The sequence below is a fragment of the Streptomyces sp. NPDC048612 genome (genome assembly GCF_043199295.1).
Classification (GTDB): domain Bacteria; phylum Actinomycetota; class Actinomycetes; order Streptomycetales; family Streptomycetaceae; genus Streptomyces.
The window spans coordinates 62,548-87,775 of the sequence record NZ_JBICVV010000028.1 but is presented as its reverse complement, the minus strand read 5'-3'; the positions used below and the strand labels follow the sequence as shown (position 1 = coordinate 87,775).

General features: G+C 71.6%; 16 protein-coding genes. 10 read left to right on the top strand and 6 right to left on the bottom strand.

Going from position 1 to position 25,228, the window contains the following annotated elements; all coding sequences use genetic code 11:
* The first annotated feature begins 6 nt into the window (after positions 1-6).
* From mtrB to ACGFN2_RS31440, 5 genes are all read left to right on the top strand, one after another.
* Complete coding sequence (gene mtrB, locus ACGFN2_RS31460) at positions 7-2,064, top strand: MtrAB system histidine kinase MtrB (protein ID WP_393366051.1); 2,058 nt, start codon at positions 7-9, stop codon at positions 2,062-2,064.
* On the top strand, positions 2,054-3,937 hold the full coding sequence (locus ACGFN2_RS31455; RefSeq protein WP_393366049.1) for an LpqB family beta-propeller domain-containing protein: 1,884 nt from the start codon (positions 2,054-2,056) through the stop codon (positions 3,935-3,937). Before mtrB ends, ACGFN2_RS31455 begins: the two co-directional genes overlap by 11 nt.
* 199 nt (positions 3,938-4,136) lie before the next feature.
* The gene (locus tag ACGFN2_RS31450; protein WP_393366047.1) at positions 4,137-4,865 is read left to right on the top strand and encodes a ComF family protein; all 729 of its coding nucleotides are present in this window, start codon (positions 4,137-4,139) and stop codon (positions 4,863-4,865) included.
* Between the two features lie 294 nt (positions 4,866-5,159).
* Positions 5,160-5,846, top strand: coding sequence for a ribosome hibernation-promoting factor, HPF/YfiA family (hpf, locus tag ACGFN2_RS31445; RefSeq protein ID WP_362612455.1), 687 nt, complete (start codon positions 5,160-5,162; stop codon positions 5,844-5,846).
* A gap of 233 nt (positions 5,847-6,079) precedes the next feature.
* Positions 6,080-6,841, top strand: coding sequence for a response regulator transcription factor (locus ACGFN2_RS31440; protein WP_362612457.1), 762 nt, complete (start codon positions 6,080-6,082; stop codon positions 6,839-6,841).
* Between the two features lie 50 nt (positions 6,842-6,891).
* Here the strand turns inward: ACGFN2_RS31440 and ACGFN2_RS31435 are convergent, their stop codons facing one another.
* The gene (locus tag ACGFN2_RS31435) at positions 6,892-8,118 is read right to left on the bottom strand and encodes a winged helix-turn-helix domain-containing protein (protein ID WP_393366044.1); all 1,227 of its coding nucleotides are present in this window, start codon (positions 8,116-8,118) and stop codon (positions 6,892-6,894) included.
* A gap of 122 nt (positions 8,119-8,240) precedes the next feature.
* A complete protein-coding gene (locus ACGFN2_RS31430; protein WP_393366042.1) occupies positions 8,241-8,861 on the bottom strand; it encodes a GNAT family N-acetyltransferase in 621 nt (206 codons plus the stop codon).
* Positions 8,862-9,113: 252 nt separating this feature from the next.
* Between ACGFN2_RS31430 and secA the strand changes: the two genes are divergently transcribed.
* Positions 9,114-11,939 (top strand): preprotein translocase subunit SecA, encoded by a 2,826-nt coding sequence (gene secA / locus ACGFN2_RS31425; RefSeq protein WP_393366040.1) that lies wholly within the window; start codon positions 9,114-9,116, stop codon positions 11,937-11,939.
* 98 nt (positions 11,940-12,037) lie between these two features.
* Here secA and ACGFN2_RS31420 read toward each other — a convergent pair whose 3' ends face one another.
* Positions 12,038-12,850: an Rv3235 family protein gene (locus ACGFN2_RS31420; protein WP_393366038.1), complete on the bottom strand. Its 813-nt coding sequence runs from the start codon at positions 12,848-12,850 to the stop codon at positions 12,038-12,040.
* Positions 12,851-13,146: 296 nt separating this feature from the next.
* Between ACGFN2_RS31420 and ACGFN2_RS31415 the strand changes: the two genes are divergently transcribed.
* The 3 genes from ACGFN2_RS31415 to ACGFN2_RS31405 all read left to right on the top strand — a co-directional run bounded on the left by ACGFN2_RS31415 (position 13,147) and on the right by ACGFN2_RS31405 (position 19,854).
* Positions 13,147-13,653, top strand: coding sequence for a DUF6912 family protein (locus ACGFN2_RS31415; RefSeq protein WP_393366036.1), 507 nt, complete (start codon positions 13,147-13,149; stop codon positions 13,651-13,653).
* 75 nt (positions 13,654-13,728) lie between these two features.
* Complete coding sequence (locus ACGFN2_RS31410; protein WP_393366034.1) at positions 13,729-14,427, top strand: HAD family hydrolase; 699 nt, start codon at positions 13,729-13,731, stop codon at positions 14,425-14,427.
* Between the two features lie 465 nt (positions 14,428-14,892).
* The gene (locus ACGFN2_RS31405; RefSeq protein ID WP_362612470.1) at positions 14,893-19,854 is read left to right on the top strand and encodes an NAD-glutamate dehydrogenase; all 4,962 of its coding nucleotides are present in this window, start codon (positions 14,893-14,895) and stop codon (positions 19,852-19,854) included.
* A gap of 88 nt (positions 19,855-19,942) precedes the next feature.
* On the opposite strand, the gene ACGFN2_RS31400 is transcribed toward ACGFN2_RS31405, so the two are convergent.
* Both ACGFN2_RS31400 and ACGFN2_RS31395 read right to left on the bottom strand, forming a co-directional pair.
* A complete protein-coding gene (locus tag ACGFN2_RS31400) occupies positions 19,943-20,731 on the bottom strand; it encodes an ABC transporter ATP-binding protein (RefSeq protein ID WP_393366031.1) in 789 nt (262 codons plus the stop codon).
* The gene (locus ACGFN2_RS31395; protein ID WP_393366029.1) at positions 20,724-21,659 is read right to left on the bottom strand and encodes an ABC transporter permease; all 936 of its coding nucleotides are present in this window, start codon (positions 21,657-21,659) and stop codon (positions 20,724-20,726) included. The genes ACGFN2_RS31400 and ACGFN2_RS31395 overlap by 8 nt, the downstream gene beginning before the upstream one ends.
* A 136-nt stretch (positions 21,660-21,795) precedes the next feature.
* Here ACGFN2_RS31395 and ACGFN2_RS31390 point away from each other — a divergent pair, with 136 nt between their 5' ends.
* The gene (locus tag ACGFN2_RS31390) at positions 21,796-22,419 is read left to right on the top strand and encodes a TetR/AcrR family transcriptional regulator (protein WP_393366027.1); all 624 of its coding nucleotides are present in this window, start codon (positions 21,796-21,798) and stop codon (positions 22,417-22,419) included.
* Between the two features lie 254 nt (positions 22,420-22,673).
* Here the strand turns inward: ACGFN2_RS31390 and ACGFN2_RS31385 are convergent, their stop codons facing one another.
* A complete protein-coding gene (locus tag ACGFN2_RS31385) occupies positions 22,674-25,046 on the bottom strand; it encodes a CDP-glycerol glycerophosphotransferase family protein (protein WP_393366025.1) in 2,373 nt (790 codons plus the stop codon).
* Positions 25,047-25,228: the final 182 nt, after the last annotated feature.

The window sequence follows — 25,228 nt, the reverse complement described above, 5'->3', positions numbered from 1 at the left end:
GGGGATATGTCCTTTTCGGGCCGGTTGTCGGCCTGGTTGCTGCGCGGTGGGCAGTTGCTGCCCGACGGCGCGGTGAGCGGGCCGGTCCACCCGCTGCTGCGGCTCTTCAGCCGCTGGGTACGGCGGCCGCTGCTGCCCGCCCTGCGGCTGTGGCGCCGCAACATCCAGCTGCGGGTGGTGGCGACCACCCTGCTGATGTCACTCGCCGTGGTGCTGCTGCTCGGTGTCGTGGTCGTCGGGCAGGTCCGTAATGGCCTGCTCACGGCCAAGGCCCAGGCCGCGCAGAGCCAGGCCGTCGGCGGCTTCAGCGTCGCCCAGAAGATGGCGGACGGCGCCGACGACACCCGGCCCGACGAAGGTGCCCGCACCGGAAACCGCGGCACCCAGGACTCCGCGACCTGGCTGACCGGTCTGGTCGAACAGCTCGCCAGTGGCGGCCAGGGCGTCTTCTCCGTCGTGGCGCTCAGCTCCGACTCCGACGAACCGTTCGGCGACTCCAGCCCCGGCACCCGGGGGCCGCGCGCCTCCGGCGATGTCGATCCCGAGCGGAGCGTGCCCGCCGATCTGCGGCGGAAGCTGGACACCAAATCCGGGACGTTCCGCGGCTACACCCAGATCAAGCGCATCGGGTCGGACGACGGGGTGCCGGCGCTCATCATCGGCAAGCGGCTCAACGATGTGAACAGCAACCAGTACCAGCTCTACTACCTCTTCCCGTTCAGTCAGGAGGAGGAGTCGCTCAAGCTGGTGACGGGGACCCTCGCGACCGCCGGGGTGTTCGTCGTGATCCTGCTCGGCGCGATCGCCTGGCTGGTGGTGCGGCAGGTCGTCACGCCCGTACGGATGGCCGCCGGGATCTCCGAGCGGCTGGCCGCCGGGCTGCTCCAGGAGCGGATGAAGGTCACCGGCGAGGACGACATCGCCCGGCTCGGTGAGTCCTTCAACAAGATGGCGCAGAACCTCCAGCTCAAGATCCAGCAGCTGGAGGAGCTGTCCCGGATGCAGCGCCGCTTCGTCTCCGACGTCTCGCACGAGCTGCGGACGCCGCTGACGACCGTACGGATGGCGGCCGATGTCATCCATGACGCGCGCGACGAGTTCGACCCGGCCACGGCGCGCTCCGCCGAGCTGCTGCGCGGCCAGCTCGACCGCTTCGAGTCGCTGCTCGCGGAGCTGCTGGAGATCAGCCGGTTCGACGCCGGCGCGGCCGCGCTGGAGGCCGAGCCGGTCGACCTGCGCGATGTGGTGCACCGCGTCATCGAGGGGGCCGAGCCGCTCGCCGAGCGCAAGGGCACCCGCATCCTGGTGCGCGGCGCCGAGCAGCCCGTCATCGCCGAGGCCGACCCCCGCCGGGTGGAGCGGGTGCTGCGCAACCTCGTCGTTAACGCCGTCGAGCACGGCGAGGGCCGCGACGTGGTCGTGCGGCTGGCCTCCGCGGGCGGCAGTGACGGCAGCGGCGGCGCGGTGGCCGTCGCGGTGCGTGACTACGGCGTCGGCCTCAAGCCCGGCGAGGCCGCCCGGGTCTTCAACCGTTTCTGGCGCGCGGACCCGGCGCGGGCCCGTACGACCGGCGGCACCGGACTCGGCCTGTCCATCGCCGTCGAGGACGCCCGGCTGCACGGCGGCTGGCTGCAGGCCTGGGGCGAGCCGGGCGGCGGTTCGCAGTTCCGGCTGACGCTGCCGCGCACGGCCGGCGAGACGCTGCGCGGGTCCCCGATACCCCTGGAGCCGGACGACTCACGGCGCCACCGCGGACTGGACGAGACGGGGCAGCCGCGCGCCGGATCGGGCCGCAAGGCGTCCACGATCCCGGTGCAGACCCGGGCCGCGCAGGCCGGTGACGCCGCGTCCCCCGTACCGGAGCCGAAGACCGCCCGCCCGGAGGCCGATCCGACGGCGCTGCCCGGCAGCGGTGCCCGTGTGGTGCCGCAGAGCACAGGCGTACGGAGCGAGGCGGCGGTGCGTGGCGACGGCGCGCACACCGACGAGCCGGTCCGCGGGAGCGGGGCCGAGCGGGAAGCCGGACAGGGCGTGGAGCGGGAAGGCGGGCTGCGTGAACACTGAGCGCGGAGGCGAGCGCGGGGAGGGCACCGGATGCCGTCCACGCGCCCGCAGGGGAGCCGGGCCGGCGCGGAAGTCGCTGCTGCTCGGCTGCGCGGCGGTGCTGCTGGCGGGCTGTGCGTCGATGCCGGACAGCGGGGACGTCACGTCCGTCGACCAGTCGCCGCGCTCCGAAGGCGAGTCGCAGGTACGGGTCTACGGCGTGCCCCCGCAGAACGGTGCGCAGCCCACCAACATCGTGCGCAGCTTCCTCGACGCGACGACCAGCGACGAGGCGGACTTCCGTACGGCCACCCAGTACCTGGCCAAGTCGGCGAAGCGGACCTGGCGGCCGTTCCGGGCCACGAATGTGCTCCAGGAGCGTCCGAAGGCCGAGCCGAAGGCACAGCCCAACCGCGAGGACGCCGACGGCTACACCGTCACGCTCTCCGGCAGCCAGGTCGCGACGGTGGACGACGGCCACGCCTACACCCCGGAGGAGAAGCCGTACCGCCGCACGATCCACCTCATCAAGGAGGGCGGACAGTGGCGCATCGACCGGCTCCCCGACGGGCTGGTGCTCGGACTGTCCGACTTCCAGCGCATCTACCGCTCCGTCAACAAGTACTATTTCGCGTCCTATGACTCGGAGTCACAGGAGCCCAAGGCGAACCGGAACGCGCTCGTCGCGGACCCGGTCTACCTGCGCCAGCGGATAAAGCCGATCACGGCCGGCGTGGAGGCGCTGCTGTCCGGGCCCACCGACTGGCTGCATCAGGTGACGACCTCGGCGTTCCCGTCCGGCACCCGGCTCGCCGCGAGTGATCTGGCGCTGGACGACTCCAACGCGCTGCGGGTCAGGCTCAGCAAGCAGGCGGTGAACACGGACACCACCCAGTGCAAGCGGATGGCGGCTCAGCTCTTCTTCACCGTCCAGGACATGACGCGGGCTTCGAAGGTCAGCGAGGTGGAACTCCAGGACAACAGCGGCAACTCGCTCTGCGCGCTGTCCCAGGAGCAGGCCGAGCACGACTTCGCCCCGTCTCCGGGCACCGGGCCCGCGCCCAAGGAGTACTTCATCGACGCCGACCAGAAGGTCGTGGCCATGTCGGACTCCGCGACCGAACCGACGCCGGTGCGCGGACCGTTCGGAACCGGTCACACCCCGCTGCGTTCGGTCGCCATCTCGCGGGGCGAGGACACCGCGGCCGGGGTGTCGATCGATGGCCGGTCGCTGTATGTGGCCGGTCTGGAGGACGACATCAAACGCGGCGACCCACTGCTGACCAGCACCGGACCGGCCAAGGGGGCTGACAGCGGGCTGACCGCGCCGAGCTGGGACGGCCTGGGCGACCTGTGGATCGCGGACGGCGCCGCGCACGGTTCGCGGCTGCTGCGGATGCGCGAGGGCAAGGGCGACCCCGAAGAGGTGGCGGTGCCCGGCCTCGGCGGACGGCGGATCAAGGCCATCAAGGTGGCCGCCGACGGGATACGGATCGCGATCCTGGTGGAGGACAAGGGGCGTACGACGCTCCAGCTCGGCCGGGTCGAGCGGGGCGGAAGCCCGTCGCACCCGAAGCTTTCGGTGCAGGAACTGCGGCCGATCGCGCCGCAGTTGGAGGACGTGGTGGCCGCGTCCTGGGCGGGCGGCAGCCGCCTTGTGGTGGTCGGACGGGAGTCCGGCGGGGTGCAGCAGATGCAGTTCATGGAGACCGACGGTTCGGCGTCCAACGCACAGACGCTGCCCGGCGTCAACGGCGTCAAGGCGGTGGCCGCGTCGGAGGACGAAACCAGGCCGCTGATCGCGGACGCCACGGAGGGCATCGTGCGGCTGCCGCCGGACGCGAACTGGAAGACCGTGGTGAAGGACGGGACGGCGCCGGTCTATCCCGGGTGACGCGGGTGGCGCGGGCATCGGCTCGATGCCGGCCGTGATGCCGGCGGGGTGAGACGCGCCGTCCGGGGCCACCGGGCACGAGGGGTTCTGCCTGCGGCGATGCCCTGTGCGGAGGTCCGTGCGGCTGCCCCCGCGGTGGGTCCGGCCCTGGTTATCCACAGGGGTGGTGGCCGGGCGGGAACGGCGGGACAGTGGAGTCATGCAGGGGGTGTGGCGCGAACTGGCCGGTCTTGTGCTGCCGGTCGACTGTGCGGGGTGCGGCCGGCCGCGTACGGAGCTGTGTGCGGAATGCCGTCGGGTGCTCGCGCGGGACGGGCGCGGGGCACGGCGGGTCCGGCCGTGGCCGGAGCCCGTGGGGCTGCCCCGGGTGTGGGCGGGTGCGCCCTATGCCGACGAGGTGCGGGCGGTGCTGCTGGCCCACAAGGAGCGCGGTGCCCTACGGCTGGCCGGGCCGCTGGGGGCGGCGCTGGCCGGGGCCGTGCGGGGGCTGCGGGCCGGCCGCGGGCCGCTGCTGCTGGTGCCCGTGCCGTCGGCACGAAGATCGGTGGCGGAGCGCGGGCACGATCCGGTGCGCAGGATCGCGCTGGCGGCGGCCGGGGAACTCCGGCGGGCCGGGACGGGTGCCCGGGTGCTCGCGGTGCTGCGGCAGCGCCGTCCGGTGGCCGACCAGGCGGGGCTGAGCGCCCGCCAGCGGCTGGCGAACGTCGCCGGTGCGCTGGAGGTGCGGGCCGGGGCGGGGAGGCTGCTGACGGGGCAGCCAGCCGTGCTGGTGGACGACCTGGTGACGACGGGGGCCACGCTCGCGGAGGCGGCACGGGTCGTCACGGCGGCCGGCGGCCGGGTGGCCGGGGCCGCGGTGGTGGCGGCGCCGGGCCGTGCTTTCGGGGCCGAGGGGCCGAACGGCGGGGCAATACCACGGGACGCATAGGCGAGGAGGAAAAGCCACCCAAATGGAGCCGACGCCTCCGAGGGGGTGCCGACATCCGTCCGGGAGAGCTATGTTCGGTTGTGAGGACTTGGCGGGTGTATTGCCTCGAATGTCGTGATGAGTGCGTTCAGGGGCGTTTTCGGCGACCCTGAAATCGGGGGGAGTGGACCCCTGGTCGTCGGGGGAGGAGGAGGTGAAAGTCGCCAAGTCCGAGGCTCCGGCACCCACCGGAGCCTGGTGCAAGAAGGAATCGCTCCGCTTGTCGAGCGGAGTGATCCGGGAACGGAGTTCTGCGTGGACATCGTCGTCAAGGGCCGCAAGACAGATGTGCCCGAGCGGTTCCGCAAGCACGTGGCCGAGAAGCTGAAGCTGGACAAGGTCCAGAAGCTCGACGCCAAGGTGATCAGCCTGGACGTCGAGGTGTCCAAGGAGCCCAACCCGCGGCAGGCCGACCGTTCCGACCGAGTGGAGATCACCCTCCGCTCCCGTGGCCCGGTGGTCCGGGCCGAGGCGGCCGCAGCCGACCCGTACGCCGCGCTGGATCTGGCAACCGCCAAGCTCGAGGCGCGCCTGCGGAAGCAGCACGACAAGCGCTACTCGCGTCGCGGCAACGGCCGCATCCCGGCGAGTGAGGTCGCTGTCACCGTGCCCGACGCCGCAAGCCTGAACACCAACGGCGAACTCGCCGCCGAGGCCGATCAGAAGGTACCGACCACCCGGATGGGGTCGATCGACGTCCAGGGTGAGGGACCGCTGATCGTCCGCGAGAAGACCCACTCCGCCGCGCCGATGCTGCTCGACCAGGCGCTCAACGAGATGGAGTTGGTCGGACACGACTTCTACCTCTTCGTCGACGCCGACACCAAGCTTCCGAGTGTCGTCTACCGGCGGCACGCATACGACTACGGAGTCATCCACTTGAACCCCGACTTGTTCGGGGAGGAGGAGCCCGGCGGCGCAGGCGGCGCGCTGGGCGGCTGAAGCCCACCCGCTCGGTGCCCCCGGCGCACGTCGGGGGCACCATCGTGCCCGGAGAGAGCAGGAGTTGAAGCCGTATAGTGTTTGTGCCGGCCAGGGAGTATGGGGACACGAAACGGCGACGAGCCGGGGAGACGGTCGTATGACACCGATCGGGCCGGCCGCAGGGGGCTGTCGTCAACCAGCCTTATTTCCAAGCTCCGGCCGTACGGCCGAGTAGTTGACGGGGAGGATCAATGGGGGGCACTTTCGGGCCCGTGCACGACGACGCGGATGAGGACCACCGCGGTTCCGGTGGCGAGGACGGGGCCTGCCGGGACGTGAGCGTGCCGCGCAAGGAGCCGATCCGGGTGCTGGTCGTGGACGATCACGCGCTCTTCCGGCGGGGTCTGGAGATCGTGCTGGCCCAGGAAGAGGACATCCAGGTCGTCGGTGAGGCGGGAGACGGCGCGGAGGCGGTCGACAAGGCCGCGGATCTGCTGCCCGACATCGTGCTGATGGACGTACGGATGCCCCGGCGCGGCGGCATCGAGGCATGTACCTCCATCAAGGAGGTGGCCCCCAGCGCGAAGATCATCATGCTCACGATCAGCGACGAAGAGGCCGATCTCTACGACGCGATCAAGGCCGGCGCCACCGGTTACCTCCTCAAGGAGATCTCCACCGACGAGGTGGCGACCGCGATCCGCGCCGTGGCGGACGGCCAGTCGCAGATCAGCCCGTCGATGGCGTCCAAGCTCCTGACGGAGTTCAAGTCGATGATCCAGCGTACGGACGAGCGCAGGCTGGTGCCCGCGCCCCGGCTCACCGACCGTGAGCTGGAGGTTCTCAAGCTGGTCGCCACGGGCATGAACAACCGCGACATCGCCAAGGAACTCTTCATCTCCGAGAACACGGTGAAGAACCACGTCCGCAACATCCTGGAGAAGCTGCAGCTGCACTCCCGGATGGAGGCGGTGGTGTACGCGATGCGGGAGAAGATCCTCGAGATCCGCTGAGCGGACCGGCCGGGGGCGAGGTGCGCCCCCGGACCGCCGGCCTGCGGCTTTCAGTCACTCGTGTGGGTGAGTTCCGAACGCAGGGCGCCGGCCAGTTTCCGGTCGTCGCAGCGGTCGACGCGTACGGAGTCGCAGCCGACCCAGTCCGCGGCCTCCCGGAGGGCCCGGGCCATCGGGACGACCGCCTTGGGACCCTGCATCGAGACCTGGCGGGCGACCAGGGTGGTGCCCTCGCGGGCCGGGTCCACCCGGCCCAGCAGCCGGCCGCCCGCCAGCAGGGGCATCGCGAAATAGCCGTGGACTCGCCGGGGACGGGGGACGTACGCCTCCAGGCGGTGGGTGAAGCCGAAGATCCGTTCCGTGCGCGGCCGGTCCCAGATCAGCGAGTCGAAGGGCGAGAGCAGGGTCGTACGGTGCCGGCCGCGGGGCGGGTCGGCCAGCGCGGCGGGGTCGGCCCAGGCGGGCTTCCCCCAGCCCTCGACCTCGACCGGGACCAGTCCGGAGTCCGCGACGACGGCGTCGACCTGCTCGGCCTTGAGACGGTGGTAGTCGGCCAGATCGGCGCGGGTGGCGACGCCCATCGCGGCCCCGGCCTGGGCGACCAGGCGGCGCAGGCACTCGGCGTCCTCCAGGTCGTCGTGCAGCAGGGAGTCCGGGACGGCGCGCTCGGCGAGGTCGTAGACACGCTTCCAGGCGCGGCGTTCCGTACAGACCACCTGGCCGGTGTCGAGCAGCCACTCCACCGCGATCTTGGTCTCGGACCAGTCCCACCACTCCCCGCCGTTCCGCCCGCCGCCCAGTTCGGAGGTGGTCAGCGGGCCGTCGGCCGTCAGCCGGTCCAGGACGGCGGCGCAGGAGCGCTCGGAGTCCGCCAGCACATGCCAGCGGTGGCCCTTGGCCCGCCGGGCGCGGCGGCGGAAGGCGAAGTGCGGCCACTCCTCGATGGGCAGGATGCAGGCGGCGTGGGACCAGTACTCGAAGCTGTGCGGCCGTGCCGCGGGCGCGCCGGCCGGAGTCGTGGTCCAGTAGGCGGCCTCGACGGTGTCGCGGCCGACCGCGCCGAGCCGGGCGTACGGCACCAGCTCATGGGAGCGGGCCAGTACCGAGATCGTGTCGAGCTGCACCGCGCCCAGGCTCCGCAGCATCCCGCGCACCCCCGCCCGCCGGTCCGGGGCGCCCAGCAGGCCCTGGGCCCGCAATGCCAAGCGCCGGGCGTCGTCGCGGGACAGGGCGGTCACGGGCGGGGGCTGGGGTGCGCGCGGCGTCACGGCGGTCATGCGGGAAAGCCTAGGGGCGGGCACTGACAACGGGCCCGGGACCGGAATATCCGCTGGTGGCGGGCGGTGGCCGGGCCCGGCCGGAGCGGGCCGGGCCCGGCGCGGCGCCGTCCCGCCCCGGCTCAGCCGGGGTACGGCAGGTAGGGCGTGGTGTCCGGGACGGCCGGGCCGCCGGCACCGGCGAGGCCCGGCTCCCCGGCCAGGTCGGACGGGAGCAGCGAGCCGATCCAGACGTCCCGGCGGGTGCCCCCGTACACCCGGTGGGCGCGCAGGGTGCCCTCCATCCGGAAGCCGAGCCTGCGGGCCACGGCCCGGGAGCCGTCGTTGCCCGCCTCGGCGCGCCACTCCAGGCGCTCCACGCCCAGATCGCGGAAAGCCCAGCCCAGCACCGCGCGGGCCGCCTCGACGGTGTACCCCCGGCCGCGCTGCTCCTTCGCGGTCCAGTAGCCCAGCTCGGCCTGTCGTTCCGGGGTGTCCAGCCGGAGGCGTACCAGGCCCGTCGCGCCGACCAGGGCACCGTCCTCCCGGGTGACGACGGCGAAGTGGTACCCGGTGTCGTCGCGCCAGGACCCGGGGGCCACCGTCCCGGCGAACTTCTCCGCGTCCGCCGGCCCGTAGGGTGAGGGGACGCTCGTCCAGCGGGGGATGTCGGGCTCCTGGCACGCGGCGTGCAGCGCGGGCGCGTCGGAGGGGGCGAAGGGGCGCAGCACGAGGCGCTCGGTTCTGAGAGTGACGGGCTTCATGGCGTGAGTCTGCTATCTCGTGGAAGCCGTGACGAAGGGATTTCCCGCGGGATTCCGGCGGGCGCCCGGCACCTTCTCGCGGCGTCGTGCGTTCTCGGGAGGAGGGGACGGCGGGGGTTCGCTGCGGCGTACCTCCCGGCCCGGCGGCCTCCTCCTTTACGATGGCCGTTGCGGCGGGGCCTGCCCCCTTGGAAACATGCCGCGCCCGCGCACTCGACCGTGCAGGCCCGACCGGCAAGGAGACCAGCCCAAGTGTCCGTCTTGACGAAGATCATGCGTGCAGGCGAAGGAAAGATCCTGCGCAAACTGCACCGCATCGCGGGCCAGGTCAACTCCATCGAGGAGGACTTCGCGGCGCTCTCCGACGCCGAGCTGCGGGCGCTCACGGACGAGTACAAGCAGCGCTACGCGGACGGCGAGAGCCTCGACGACCTGCTGCCCGAAGCGTTCGCCACGGTCCGTGAGGCCGCCAAGCGCGTGCTCGGCCAGCGGCACTACGACGTGCAGCTGATGGGTGGCGCGGCCCTGCACCTCGGGTACGTCGCCGAGATGAAGACCGGTGAGGGCAAGACCCTGGTCGGTACCCTCCCGACGTATCTGAACGCGCTGTCCGGCAAGGGCGTCCACCTGATCACGGTGAACGACTACCTGGCCGAGCGCGACTCCGAGATGATGGGCCGGGTCCACAAGTTCCTGGGCCTGACCGTCGGTTGCATCCTCGCCGACATGACGCCGGCCCAGCGCCGCGAGCAGTACAACTGCGACATCACCTACGGCACGAACAACGAGTTCGGCTTCGACTACCTGCGCGACAACATGGCCTGGTCGCAGGACGAACTCGTCCAGCGGGGCCACAACTTCGCGGTCGTCGACGAGGTCGACTCGATCCTCGTCGACGAGGCCCGTACGCCGCTGATCATCTCCGGCCCGGCCGACTCCGCCACCAAGTGGTACGGCGACTTCGCCAAGTTGGTGAAGCGCCTCAAGCGGGGCGAGGCCGCCAACCCGCAGCGCGGCGTCGAGGAGACCGGTGACTACGACGTCGACGAGAAGAAGCGCACCGTCGGCATCCACGAGTCCGGTGTCAGCAAGGTCGAGGACTGGCTGGGCATCGACAACCTGTACGAGTCGGTGAACACCCCGCTCGTCGGTTACCTCAACAACGCGATCAAGGCCAAGGAGCTCTTCAAGAACGACAAGGACTACGTCGTCATCGACGGCGAAGTCATGATCGTCGACGAGCACACCGGCCGTATCCTCGCCGGCCGCCGCTACAACGAGGGCATGCACCAGGCCATCGAGGCGAAGGAGGGGGTGGACATCAAGGACGAGAACCAGACGCTCGCCACGATCACCCTCCAGAACTTCTTCCGCCTCTACGGCAAGCTCTCCGGCATGACCGGTACGGCCATGACCGAGGCCGCCGAGTTCCACCAGATCTACAAGCTCGGCGTCGTCCCGATCCCGACGAACCGCCCGATGGTCCGTATGGACCAGGCGGACCTGATCTACCGCACCGAGACCGCGAAGTTCGACGCGGTCGTCGAGGACATCGTCGAGAAGCACGGCAAGGGCCAGCCGATCCTGGTCGGCACGACCTCCGTGGAGAAGTCCGAGTACCTCTCCCAGCAGCTCAACAAGCGTGGTGTCGCCCACGAGGTGCTCAACGCCAAGCAGCACGACCGTGAGGCGCCGATCATCGCGCAGGCCGGCCGCAAGGGCGCCGTCACCGTCGCCACGAACATGGCCGGCCGTGGTACGGACATCAAGCTCGGCGGCAACCCCGACGACCTCGCCGAGGCGGAGCTGCGCCAGCGCGGCATGGACCCGGTGGAGCACGTCGAGGAGTGGGCGGCCGCGCTGCCCGCCGCCCTGGAGCGCGCCGAGGCCGCGGTCAAGGCGGAGTTCGAGGAGGTCAAGGAGCTCGGCGGGCTCTACGTCCTGGGCACCGAGCGGCACGAGTCGCGGCGTATCGACAACCAGCTGCGCGGTCGTTCCGGCCGTCAGGGCGACCCCGGCGAGTCGCGGTTCTACCTGTCCCTCGGTGACGACCTGATGCGGCTGTTCAAGGCCCAGATGGTCGAGCGGGTCATGGCGATGGCCAATGTCCCCGACGACGTCCCGATCGAGAACAAGATGGTGACCCGGGCGATCGCCTCCGCCCAGTCGCAGGTCGAGCAGCAGAACTTCGAGACGCGCAAGAACGTCCTGAAGTACGACGAGGTGCTCAACCGCCAGCGCGAGGTCATCTACGGCGAGCGCCGCCGTGTCCTGGAGGGCGAGGATCTGCAGGACCAGATCAAGCACTTCATGGACGACACCATCGACGCCTACATCCACGCGGAGACCGTCGAGGGATTCGCCGAGGAGTGGGACCTGGAGCGGCTGTGGAGCGCCTGCAAGCAGCTCTACCCGGTCCGGGTGAGTGTCGAGGAGCTGGAGGACGAGGCCGGCGACCGCGCGGGCATCACCGCCGACTTCATCGCCGAGGCCATCAAGGACGACATCCACGAGCAGTACGCCGCCCGTGAGGAGCAGCTCAGCCCGGATGTGATGCGGGAGCTGGAGCGCCGGGTCGTGCTGTCCGTCCTGGACCGCAAGTGGCGTGAGCACCTCTACGAGATGGACTACCTCCAGGAGGGCATCGGCCTGCGGGCGATGGCCCAGAAGGACCCGCTGGTCGAGTACCAGCGCGAGGGCTTCGACATGTTCACCGCGATGATGGAGGGCATCAAGGAGGAGTCCGTCGGCTACCTGTTCAACCTGGAGGTCCAGGTCGAGCAGCAGGTCGAGGAGGTTCCGGTGCAGGCAGCGGCGGAGCCGACGTCGCTGGACAAGGGCGCGCACGAGCCGGTGCCCGCGGGGCGCCCGGAGATCCACGCCAAGGGCCTGGAGGCGCCGCAGCGTCCGGACCGGCTGCACTTCACCGCCCCCAAGGTGGACGGTGACGGCAGCGTCATCGAGGGCGACTTCATCAGCGACGAGGAGGCCGGCCCGGCCCGTTCCGAGTCGGACGGTCTGACCCGTGCCGAGCGGCGCAAGGCCCAGAAGAGCGCGGGGCGCCGCCGCAAGAAGTGAGACGGCGCTGACGCGGTCCGGGCACGGGGTGCCGGGACCGCGGCGCGGAGGGCGCCCCGGCCGGACCACGGCCGGGGCGCCCTTCTGTGTGCCGGTCATCAGGCCGGGCACCGGACGGCCGGGGCGGGGCCGATGTCGAGGGCGGCGCAGCGCCAGCGGGAGTCGGCGCCCAGCTCCAGCCGGAAGGCCAGGGCCCGCAGCCGTTCCCCCGCCGTGATCCGGGCGAAGGCCTCGATGACACCGCGGCGGGGGCGGCACAGCCCGCAGTCGCGCACGGTGGGGGCCGGGCCGCCGCGGCCCGGCCCCGGGACCGGCCGCAGCGGTGCCTGCGGCGCGAGCTCCGCCAGCCGGTCGTAGGCGGCGGGCAGCGCATGTCCCAGCAGGGCGTGCACGGGGCGCTGTCCGCTGAGCGCGAGCACCAGCTGCTGGGCGAACCAGTGATGCGGCCGGCTCTCCTGGGCCCGTCGTCGCGCGCCGGCGGTGGGCAGCGCGGTGCCGGCCGCGGTGACGGGGGCGGGGGCCGGGGCGCCGGTACGGGCCCGGCGGCTCTCGGCGGCGGCCGTCGCGGCGGGGCGGGCCGGGCGGGGCGCGGTCCGGGCGGGGCCGCGTCCGGCGGAACCGGGGCCGCGGCCGCCGGAACCGCTCCGGCCCGGTGATCCGGGGCCGCTGCCGGCCGGGCCGAGGGGGCGGCGGTCGGCGGGGGACCGCCGTGGCCGGGGAACGCCGGGGAGCGTTCCCGCGGTGGCGGCGGGGCGGTTGCGCGGGCCGCCGCCGGCCGTGGCGTCCTCCGGTGCGGTGGGCGGGGCGGGCGGTGCGGTGCGTGCCGGGTCGGTGTCGGCGGTGGGTGTGATGGGCGCCGTGGTGGTGCGTGCCGTGGTGGTGGGTGCCGTGCTGTGGTCGGTGCCGGTCATGCCGGTGATCGCCCCCGTGGTGCCGGGCCCGTGAATTACTGGGCGGTAGCTTTTTGTGGTGGGGATCTTCTATCGACGGGACCGTGACGGCAGCAAGGCGCGTACGGGCCGGAAGCAGTGGTGCGCAGAGTTCACCCGTCCGTGGCGCGGGCCCGGGACGAGGCCGTGGGAGCGAGGCGTGGGAGCGGTTCCGGGCGGACGCCACGGGGGACGTGGGGGCACCACGATGGGGGACGCACGCCCGTATGCTGGCGGGACATCTTCGGAGTCGAGCGAATCGAGCGGAAGCGGCTGCCATGCGCGTCTATGTCCCCCTGACCCTTTCCGGTCTCGCAGAGGCGCACAAGAACGGCGAGCTGGGCCCCGGCCCCCTCGACGCCTACGCCGTCACGCCCGCGCTGCGCGAGTGGTACGTCTCGGACGACATCGAGGAGCTGGAGTACGCGGCGCTCGGCCGCGCCGCCCAGTCCTCGCTGCGGATGCTCGCCGGCCACCCGGAGACCGCGCGGCGCCGCGTGGTGGTGGCCGTGGACGTGCCCGACGGCGCCGCGGTGGCCGACCCCGACCGGGGGCTCGACCAGTCGGCGCTGGGCGAGGTGCGGGTCGCCGGTCCGGTGCCGCTGTCCAAGGCCGCCGCGGTGCATGTGGACGCCGCGGACGCGGAGGCGGACGTCGCGGCGGCCGCGGCGGCGCTCGGCGCGGCGGACCAGGGCGACGACGACGCGCAGTTCACGGTGGACGGCGCGGAGGACCACGACCTGATGTGGTTCGGGGTGCAGGAGATCCCGGAGCTGATCGCCTGAACGCCCGCGCCCGCCGGTCCCGCCGCATGGCCGGTGGCCGACGGCGTTGTCAGTGGGTGCGGGTACGTTTTCTTCATGGGGAAGCGCACGGGCACCGAGCCGGGGGACCGCATGGGACAGCACGCGACGCATATCGTCTGGGACTGGAACGGCACCCTGTTCCACGACATCGACGCCGTCATCGGGGCGACGAACTCCGCCTTCGCCGAGATCGGGATGGCGCCGATCACCCTGGAGGCGTACCGGGAGCTGTACTGCGTCCCCGTGCCGCGGTTCTACGAGCGGCTGATGGGGCGGCTGCCGACGGAGTCGGAGTGGCAGGTGATGGACGAGGCGTTCCACCGCCACTACAGCACCCACCGTCTGGGCTGTGAACTCGCCGAGGGCGTGCACGCCCTGCTGGAGAACTGGCAGTCGGCCGGGCGCAGCCAGTCGATCCTCAGCATGTACGGGCACGACGAGCTGATACCGATCGTCCGCGACTTCGGCATCGAGTCGCGGTTCGTGCGGGTGGACGGCAGGACCGGGCCGTCCGGCGGCACCAAGAGCGCGCACATGGTGCGGCACCTGGCGGCGATGGACGGCGTGGACCCGGGGCGTACGGTCGTGATCGGTGACGCCGTCGACGACGCGCTGGCGGCGCGCGACGCGGGCGCGTACGCGGTGCTCTACACGGGCGGCTCGCACAGCCGCCAGAGCCTGGAGACCGCCGGGGTGCCCGTGGTGGACACGCTCGCCGAGGCGGTCGGGCTCGCCGGAGAGATCGTCCTCTAGGACGGCCGTGCCCCGGAGCGCTGCGTGCCTCCTGGGCGCCGCTCCCGCCACCCGCCGCCGCCCTGCCGGTCCGCCGGGCACCCGGGCGCTGTGACGGCGCACACACCCCGTAGCGGCGCCGCGTTGTCCAGAAGGTCTAAGTTCGGGCCGAGGATTTGTTCCCCCAAGGCCCATGACGGCACCCACGTGGGGAGCGATAGCCTTGCACCGTGATCAGCGCGATAACCCGCGGGGGCATCGAGGCCCCTGCCGTGCGCCCGGGACACCACCGTGACCGGGCGGCCGCTGATCCTTGCGGCCACCACCCCATGTCGACTTTGTCAAAGATTGTCGATAACGGCACGGCCTTCTCTTCACGCGGCATAGCGTCGACAGCGACAGGACACCCCACGTCGCGGCGTTGTGCGGCTTCCATCACGTTCTTCCACGACGTCACGCAACGGCGCGCGACAGGAGCCAGAGGACATGCAGACCAAGCTGGACGAAGCCAAGACCGAGCTGCTCGCGAGGGCCGCCCGGGTCGTTGAAAGCAGCCCGGCCGGGGGCAAGCACCCGGTACGCGGCCTCGACCCGGACGCCCTGTCGGGATACCTCCAGCGCTACTACCTGCACACCGCCCCCGAGGACCTCACCGACCGTGACCCGGTCGACGTCGTCGGCGCCGCGCTCTCGCACTACCGCCTCGCGGAGCTGCGCCCCCAGGGCACCGCGAACGTCCGGGTGCACACCCCGACCGTCGAGGAGAACGGCTGGACCTGCAGCCACTCCGTCGTCGAGGTCGTCACCGACGACATGCCGTTCCTGGTCGACTCGGTCACCAACGAGCTCTCCCGACAGGGGCGCGGCATCCATGTCGTGATCCACCCGCAGGTGATCGTCCGCCGTGATGTCACCGGCAAGCTCATCGAGGTCTTCGACTCCAACTGCGACGCCCACGGCCGGACCGGCAAGGGCAAGGGCACCGAGCTGCCGCACGACGCGGTGACCGAGTCCTGGATTCACGTCGAGATGGACCGCGAGACCGACCGCGAGGACCTCCAGCAGATCACCGCCGACCTGCGCCGGGTGCTGTCCGACGTCCGCGAGGCCGTCGAGGACTGGGAGAAGATGCGCGCCGCCGCCGGCCGCATCGCCGAGGAGCTGCCCTCCGAGCCGGTCGCCGACGACCTCGGCGACCAGGAGATCGAGGAGGCCCAGGAGCTGCTGCGGTGGCTGTCCGCCGACCACTTCACCTTCCTCGGCTACCGCGAGTACGAGCTGAGCACCGCGCCCGGTGAGGGCGGCGCCGACGAGGACGTGCTGACCGCCGTGCCCGGCACCGGCCTGGGCATACTGCGCGCCGACCCGACGCACCGCGAGACCGCCGACGGCCACCCCGTCTCGCCGTCCTTCAACCGGCTGCCCGCCGACGCCCGCGCCAAGGCCCGTGAGCACAAGCTGCTCATCCTGACCAAGGCCAACAGCCGCGCCACCGTCCACCGCCCCTCCTACCTCGACTACGTCGGCGTCAAGAAGTTCGACGCCAAGGGCAACGTCGTCGGCGAGCGGCGCTTCCTGGGCCTGTTCTCCTCGGCCGCGTACACGGAGTCCGTGCGCCGGGTCCCGGTCATCCGCCGCAAGGTCGCCGAGGTCCTGGAGGGCGCGGGCTTCACCCCCGACAGCCACGACGGCCGCGACCTCCTGCAGATCCTGGAGACCTACCCGCGCGACGAGCTGTTCCAGACGCCGGTCGACGAACTGCGGTCCATCGCAACCAGCGTCCTCTACCTGCAGGAACGCCGCCGGCTGCGGCTCTACCTCCGCCAGGACGAGTACGGCCGCTACTACTCTGCGCTGGTCTACCTCCCGCGGGACCGCTACACCACCGGTGTGCGGCTGCGCCTGATCGACATCCTCAAGGAGGAGCTCGGCGGCACCAGCGTCGACTTCACCGCCTGGAACACCGAGTCGATCCTCTCCCGGCTGCACTTCGTCATCCGGGTCGAGCCCGGAGCCAGCCTGCCGGAACTCACCGACGCCGACGCGGACCGCCTCGAAAGCCGGCTGGTGGAAGCCGCCCGCTCCTGGGCCGACGGCTTCTCCGAGGCGCTCAACGCAGAGGTCGGCGAGGAGCGCGCCGCCGAGCTGCTGCGCCGCTACGGCCACGCCTTCCCCGAGGGCTACAAGGCCGACAACAGCCCGCGCAGCGCCGTCGCCGACGTCCAGCACCTGGAGAAGCTCACCGGCGAACCGGGCCGCGACTTCTCCGTCAGCCTCTACGAGCCGGTCGACGCCGGCCCCGGAGAGCGCCGCTTCAAGATCTACCGCCGTGGCGAGCCGGTCTCGCTGTCCCGGGTGCTGCCCGGCCTGAACCGCCTGGGCGTCGAGGTCATCGACGAGCGCCCGCACGAGCTGCGCTGCGCCGACTCCACCATCGCCTGGATCTACGACTTCGGGCTGCGGATGCCCGAGCACATCAAGGGCGACGACGCCCGCGAGCGCTTCCAGGACGCCTTCACCGCGGTGTGGACCGGCGCCGCCGAGAGCGACGGCTTCAACACCCTGGTGCTGCGGGCCGGCCTCAACTGGCGCCAGGCGATGGTGCTGCGCGCCTACGCCAAGTACCTGCGGCAGGCCGGCTCCACCTTCAGCCAGACGTACATGGAGGACACCCTCTCCAACAACGTCCACACCACCCGGCTGCTGGTCTCCCTCTTCGAGGCGCGGATGTCACCCGACCGGCAGCGGGCCGGCACGGAGCTGACCGACGGACTGCTGGAGGAGCTGGACGGCGCGCTCGACCAGGTCGCCTCCCTGGACGAGGACCGCATCCTGCGGTCCTTCCTCACCGTCATCAAGGCGACGCTGCGCACCAACCACTACCAGAAGAACAGCCAGGGCAGCCCGCACGGCTACCTGTCCATGAAGCTGGACCCGCAGGCCATCCCCGACCTGCCGGCGCCCCGCCCGGCGTACGAGATCTGGGTGTACTCCCCGAAGGTCGAGGGCGTCCACCTGCGGTTCGGCAAGGTCGCCCGCGGTGGTCTGCGCTGGTCGGACCGCCGGGAGGACTTCCGTACGGAGATCCTCGGCCTGGTCAAGGCGCAGATGGTCAAGAACACCGTCATCGTGCCGGTCGGCGCGAAGGGCGGCTTCGTCGGCAAGCAGCTGCCGGACCCGTCGCAGGACCGCGACGCCTGGCTGGCCGAGGGCATCGCCTGCTACCGCACCTTCATCTCCGGACTGCTGGACATCACCGACAACCTGGTCGGCGGCGAGGTCGAGCACCCCAAGGACGTGGTGCGCCACGACGAGGACGACACCTACCTCGTCGTCGCCGCCGACAAGGGCACCGCGACCTTCTCCGACATCGCCAACGAGGTCGCCGAGTCCTACGGCTTCTGGCTCGGCGACGCCTTCGCCTCCGGAGGCAGCGCCGGCTACGACCACAAGGGCATGGGCATCACCGCCCGCGGCGCCTGGGAGTCGGTCAAGCGGCACTTCCGCGAGCTGGGCGTGGACACCCAGTCCGAGGACTTCACCGTCGTCGGCGTCGGCGACATGTCCGGTGACGTCTTCGGCAACGGCATGCTGCTGAGCGAGCACATCCGGCTGGTCGCCGCCTTCGACCACCGGCACATCTTCCTCGACCCCACCCCGGACGCGGCCACCTCGTACGCCGAGCGCCGCCGCCTCTTCGAGCTGCCCCGCTCGTCCTGGGCGGACTACAACACCGAGCTGCTCTCCCAGGGCGGCGGCATCCACCCGCGCTCGGCCAAGTCCATCCAGATCACCGCGCAGGTCCGGGCCGCCCTCGGCATCGAGCCCGGGGTGAAGAAGATGACGCCCGCCGACCTGATGCAGGCCATCCTCAAGGCCCCGGTCGACCTGCTGTGGAACGGCGGCATCGGCACCTACGTGAAGTCCTCGGCGGAGTCCAATGCCGATGTGGGCGACAAGTCCAACGACGCCATCCGGGTCAACGGCGAGGACCTGCGGGTCAAGGCCGTCGGCGAGGGCGGCAACCTGGGCCTCACCCAGCTGGGCCGGATCGAGTTCGCCATGGCCGGCGGGAAGATCAACAACGACGCGATCGACAACAGCGCCGGTGTGGACACCTCCGACCACGAGGTGAACATCAAGATCCTGCTCAACGCCGTCGTCGCGGACGGCGACATGACGGTCAAGCAGCGCAACAAGCTGCTGGCCGAGATGACCGACGAGGTCGGCGCGCTGGTACTGCGCAACAACTACGCGCAGAACACCGCCCTGGCCCTGGCCCTCGCCCAGTCCTCCAGCATGCTCCACGCCCAGCAGCGCTTCATGCGCCGCCTGGTGCGCGACGGCGACCTCGACCGGGCGCTGGAATTCCTGCCCACCGACCGGCAGATCCGTGAGCGGCTCAACGCCGGGCGCGGCCTGACCCAGCCCGAGACCGCGGTCCTCCTGGCGTACACCAAGATCACGGTCGCCGAGTCGCTGATCCAGACCACGCTGCCGGACGACGCCTACCTGCAGCGGCTGCTGCACGCCTACTTCCCCTCGGCGCTGCACGACCGGTTCCCCGAGCAGGTCGACGGGCACGCGCTGCGCCGCGAGATCGTCACGACGGTGCTGGTCAACGACACCGTCAACACCGGCGGTACGAGCTTCCTGCACCGCATGCGGGAGGAGACCGGCGCCTCCCTCGAAGAGGTCGTGCGGGCGCACACCGCGGCCCGCGCCATCTTCCGGCTCAACCAGGTCTGGGACGACGTCGAGGCGCTCGACAATGTCGTCGCGGCCGACGTCCAGACCCGCATCCGGCTGCACTCGCGCCGGCTCGTCGAGCGCGGCACCCGCTGGCTGCTCAACAACCGCCCGCAGCCGCTGGAGCTGTCGGAGACCATCGGGTTCTTCGCCGACCGGGTCGCCCAGGTGTGGTCGGAGCTGCCGAAGCTGCTCCAGGGCGGCGACCTGGAATGGTTCCAGGCGATCCTGGAGGAGCTGACCGACGCGGGCGTGCCCGAGCAGCTCGCCGTCCAGGTGTCCGGCTTCTCCTCGGTCTTCCCGGCGCTGGACATCGTCGCCGTCGCCGACCGGCTGGACAAGGAGCCGCTGGACGTCGCCGAGGTCTACTACGACCTGGGCGACCGGCTGCGGATCAACCAGCTCCTCGACCGCATCCTGGAGCTGCCGCGCAACGACCGCTGGCAGTCGATGGCCCGCGCCTCGATCCGTGAGGACCTCTTCGCGGCCCATGCGGCGCTGACCGCGGACGTGCTGTCGGTGGGCAACGGCTCCTCCACGCCCGAGCAGCGGTTCAAGGCCTGGGAGCAGGCCAACGCCGCGATCCTCGGCCGCGCCCGCGCGACGCTGGAGGAGATCCACGGGTCGGAAGGCTTCGACCTGGCGAACCTGTCCGTGGCCATGCGGACCATGCGTACGCTGCTGCGCACGCACAACTGACGGAGCCGGGCCGCGCGGCCCGGGTTCCGGTAACGGCCGAGGGGCGCACCCGTCGCGGGTGCGCCCCTCGGCCGTGTCCGGGGAGGCGTCAGCGGTGCTTCTCGTACGCCTTGACGACCTCGTCCGTCGGTCCGTCCATCAGCAGCTCGCCGTGCTCCAGCCACAGCACGCGGTCGCAGGTGTCGCGGATGGACTTGTTGTTGTGGCTGACCAGGAAGACCGTGCCGGCCTCCTTGCGCAGCTCGCGGATGCGGGCCTCGGAGCGCTTCTGGAAGCTGCGGTCGCCGGTGGCCAGCGCCTCGTCGATCATCAGCACGTCGTGGTCCTTGGCCGCGGCGATGGAGAAGCGCAGCCGGGCCGCCATGCCGGAGGAGTAGGTGCGCATCGGCAGCGAGATGAAGTCGCCCTTCTCGTTGATGCCGGAGAAGTCGACGATGCCCTGGTAGCGGTCCCGGACCTGCTCGCGGCTCATGCCCATGGCCAGGCCGCCGAGCAGGACGTTCTTCTCGCCGGTCAGGTCGTTCATCAGGGCCGCGTTGACGCCCAGCAGCGAGGGCTGGCCGTGCGTGTAGACCTTGCCGCGCTCGGCCGGCAGCAGCCCGGCGACCGCCTTGAGCAGCGTCGACTTGCCCGAACCGTTGGACCCGATCAGACCGATCGACTCACCCCGGTAGGCGGTGAACGACACGCCCTTGACCGCGTGCACCTCGCGCACGCCCGCGGTGGGCTTGCGGCGCACGATGCGGTTGAGCGCCGCGGTGGCGCTGCCCTTGCCGGCGCCGGTGCCGTAGACCCGGTAGACGATGTGCAGATCGTCCGCGATCACCGTCGGGACGCGGTCCTCGGCCTGCCGGGCGCCGTTGTTGTGCTCAGCCACGTCCGTACCGCTCCTCAGCCTTCCAGAAGTACACAAAGCCCACGACGCCCATCACCAGCGCCCAGCCCCCGGCGAACGCCCACACATGGTGCGGCAGTTGTTCCCGGGTGAAGCTGTCGATCAGCGCGAAGCGCATCAGGTCGATGTAGAGGGCGGCCGGATTGATGTCCAGCAGGAACTGGACGACGGCGGGGACGTGCTTGCCCGCGGTGACGGCGCTCATGCTGTACATCACGCCGGAGGCGTACATCCACGTCCGCATGATGAACGGCATCAGCTGCGCCAGGTCCGGGGTCTTGGAGCCCAGCCGCGCCATCACCATCGCCAGGCCCGTGTTGAACAGGAACTGCAGCACCAGCGCCGGCACGACCAGCAGCCACGACCAGGTCGGCAGCTGTCCGGAGGCCAGCAGGATGGCGACGAGTACGCCCATGGACATCAGCAGCTGCTGGAGCTGCATCAGGCAGAACGAGATGGGCAGGCAGGCACGCGGGAAGTGCAGCGCCCGCACCAGGCCGAGGTTCCCCGAGATCGCCCGCGTTCCGGCCATCACCGAGCTCTGGGTGAAGGTGAAGACGAAGACGCCGGTCACCAGGAACGGGATGTAGTCCTCCACATCGCTTCGGGTGCCGATCAGCAGACCGAAGATCAAGTAGTAGACCAGCGCGTTGAGCAGCGGGGTCACCACCTGCCACAGCTGGCCCAGCTTCGCCTGGCTGTATTGCGCGGTGAGCTTGGCGCCGGCGAAGGACGCGATGAAGCTCCGCCGCTGCCACAGCCGGCGGACGTACTCGGGCAGCGAGGGGCGGGCGCCGCTCACCGTGAGGTCGTGGCGCTCGGCCAGCGCGCGCAGCTCGGGGTCGGGTGAGGTGCCGGGGGTGGACGCCGGGGCGGGCGCCGGGGCCGGGGGCGTGAGGGTCTGGGGCATGGGGCCGCTTTCGCTTGCGGACGGGGGCGGCGGAACGAGGGGTGACGACGGGACGGGCCCGTATCGTCGTGACGCTGACACTAAAGGGAGCTCGCGTCGAAACGCAACCGTAGCGTCGTGACGGTAGGGTCATGCCATGGCACACAACGGCAGCGGGAACGAACCCGCGGCGGCACGCCGGGCCCCGGCGGGCGCCGCCGTACTGCGGGAGGACAAGACCGAGGCGATCCGCGCCGCGGTCTTCGAGGAGCTGGCCGCGGTGGGCTTCGCGCGGATGTCGATCGAGGGCATCGCGCGGCGGGCGGGCGTCGGCAAGACCGCCGTCTACCGGCGGTGGCGCTCCAAGCTGCACCTCGTCCTGGACGTGGTCTCGGCGGTGGCGGTGGCGGGCATGCCGTCGCCGGACACCGGGTCGCTCCCGGGCGACGTACGGATGCTGCTGGAGGTCGCCTCGCGTGCGCTGCGGCACCCGATGGCCTCGCAGATCATCCCGGACCTGCTGGCGGAGGCGGCCCGTAGCCCCGAGCTGGCGCAGGCGCTGAAGGCGGCGCTGCACGACAGCCAGGAGGGCGTCGCGGCCGCGGTGGTGGCGCGGGCGGTGGAGCGCGGCGAGCTGCCGCCGGACGTGGACACCCGGCTCGCGCTGGACCTGCTGACCGGGCCGCTGTACTGGCGGCTGCTGGTCGTCCGCGACGAGCTGCCCAAGGGGTACCTCGACGCGCTGTCGGCCTCGGTGGTGGCGGCGCTCGGGGCGGAGTGAGGGCGGGCGGCGGGGTGGGGGCGGCCGGGGGCTGTCGCCGGGGGGCTGTCGCCGGGGGCGGGAGGTCCCTAGGGCGGGGGCGAACAGATCCCGTAGGGGGTGCGTGGGCCCCCTTCGGGGCCACAACGTGCCGAGCCGGGGCGGGTATTCCCGCTCGACTCGGCCCGCCCGGCCCGCCCGGCCCGCCCGGCCCGCCCGGCCCGCCCGGCCCGCCCGGCCCGCCCGGCCCGGCCCGGTCCGGCTCAGCCCCGCCCTCAGCCCGCCCGCTCCACCCCCGAAGCGCCGCCGCCCCCCGAGGTCTCCGTGGCCTCCGCCGCCCGTACCTCGTCGTGGGCCGCCGTCCGCGGCAACGGCAGTTTGATCAGGCCGGCGGCCGTGGCCGCGGCGCGGGGGGACGGTGCGAGGGTGCGCTGTTCCTGGGGGAGCGGCTGCGGGACCGTCTCCTGGCCGAGGAAGACGCGGCGGACCACACGCTCGGCGGCGTGGCCGTCGTCCCACGGGCAGAAGCGGGTGCGGAACGCGGCGCGCAGCGCGGTGGTCCGCTCGTCGTCCCAGCGGCCGCTGCGGAAGACCTCGATCAGCTCGTCCTCGGTGGTGGCGACGGCGCCCGGGGTGTCGCCCGGCAGGCCCGAGAGCAGGTCGAAGGTGACGCCCCGGGAGCGGACGTAGGTGTCCCAGTCGTCGGCGTAGGTGATGATCGGCCGGTCGAGGTTGGCGTAATCGAACATGATCGACGAATAGTCGGTGACCAGGGCGTCGGCGGCCAGGCACAGTTCCTCGACGGCCGGGTGGCCGGAGACGTCGATCAGCGCACCGCGCTCCTGGAGCTTCTGGAGGCCGGGGTCCCGGTCGTAGAAGTAGTGGGTGCGCACCAGCAGGACGAAGTTCTCGCCCAGTGCGCGGGAGAGCCGCTCCAGGCCGAGCCGCGGGACGTAGCCGACCTGGTAGTCGCGCATCGTCGGCGCGTACAGGACGGCCGTCCTGCCGGGGGCGATGCCGAGGCGCTCGCGGAGGTCGAGGACGTCCTGGGCGGTGGCCCGGTAGTACACGTCGTTACGGGGGTAACCGGCGTCCAGTGACGCGAAGTCGCAGGGGTAGACGCGCTCCCACTGCTCGGTGGTGTGCCGGTTGGCGGAGAGCGAGAAGTCCCAGCGGTCGGCGCGGGCCAGCAGCTTGCGGAAGCTCATGCCCTTGGCGGCGGCCGGGTAGCGCTTCTGGTCGGTGCCCATCGACTTCAGCGGGGTGCCGTGGTGGGTCTGGAGGTGGATCTGCCCCTCGCGCTTGACCACGTTGTCGGCGAAGTTGACGTTGTTGACGAGGTACTTGGCGCGGGCCATCACCTCCCAGTAGCGCGGGGAGTTCAGCACCACGTGGTCGATGCCGGCCGGCACCGCGTCGGCGAGCTGCTTCTTGACGACCCAGACGCCGTGCACGTCCGGCGCCAGCTCCCTGGCCTTCTCGTAGACCGCCAGCGGGTTGCAGGCCGGCAGCCGGTTCCAGTACGCGGAGTAGACCGCGAGGTTCTCGTCCAGCGGCTGCCGCCGCAGCGCCTGGTAGCGCAGGTCCACGGCCTTGCGCTTGGCCTGCCCGATCCGCTTGCCGGCGTGCCTGCGCACCGTGCGCCGCACCTTGCCGGCGGCCTTCAGCCCGGCCAGCGCCGGATAGGCGTCCCTGGCCAGCAGCGCGTACTTGCCGCCCGCCACACCCGGCGGCCGGACGAAACCGGCCGGCAGCCGCAGCCGGTAGTCGCGGGCGGCGCGGTGGAAGAACTCGGCCCCGGCGCCGCGCGGCAGCCGGCCGGGCTTGTCCAGGACGGTCAGATAGTGGTCGACCATCTTGCGGAACATGTGCGGGCGCCAGTGCGCCAGACCGGGGTGCGCGTCGAGGTGGTCGAAGACCCGGGCGTACTGGTCGAAGACGTCGAAGTGCCGGCGGCTCGTGGTGCGCAGGATGTTGCCGCCCTGCCGGCGCTGGCGGTAGTGCAGACAGACCCGGTCGAGGACCGCGATCCGCTGCGCGGTGATCAGCGTGCAGAACGTCCAGGGGGCGTCCTCGTAGTAGCCCGCGGGGAAGGTGAAGCCGTGCTTCTCGACGAAGTCGCGGCGGTAGGCCTTGTTCCAGACGATCTGCAGCAGATCGAGGAGCCGGGGCCGCTCGGTGAGCGGGAAGGAGGGCGCGCCGGACTCGTCGAGCAGCGTGGCGAGGGCGTTGCGGCGGGTGCTGCCGTCCCAGTACGTCCGGGCGTAGTCGAAGACCAGGATCTCGGGGCCGCCGGTGGCGGCCAGCCGTGCGGCGAGGGCGCCGAGCGCGCCGGGCGCCAGGGTGTCGTCGCTGTCGAGGAAGAGGAGGTAGTCGCCGCGGGCCCGGGCGAGGCCGGCGTTGCGGGCGGGGCCCGGGCCGGTGTTCTCCGGGAGGTGGCGGACCCGTACCCGGCTGTCGAGGGCGGCGTACTCGTCGAGGACGGCGCCGCTGCGGTCGGGTGAGCAGTCGTCGACGGCGATCAGCTCGAAGTCGGTGAACTCCTGCGCCAGCACGGAGTCCAGGCACTCGCGCAGGAACCCCTGCACCTTGAACACGGGCACGATGACGCTGAAGCGGGGGCCGGCGGCGGAGCCTCTCTCGGACATGCGGTGCTACTCCTCGTGGCGAGCTGGGTACAGAACGCAAAAAAGGCCCAAAGGGGTCTCCTGCGGTGTCAGATTTCTGACTACTGTTCACCCGAAAAGGTTGTTGTCCGTTACCTGAAATTTCTGTACCGCTTGTCGGGGATGCCGCGCTGTTGCCCTTCGCCGGGCAGCGCCTCGCCGGG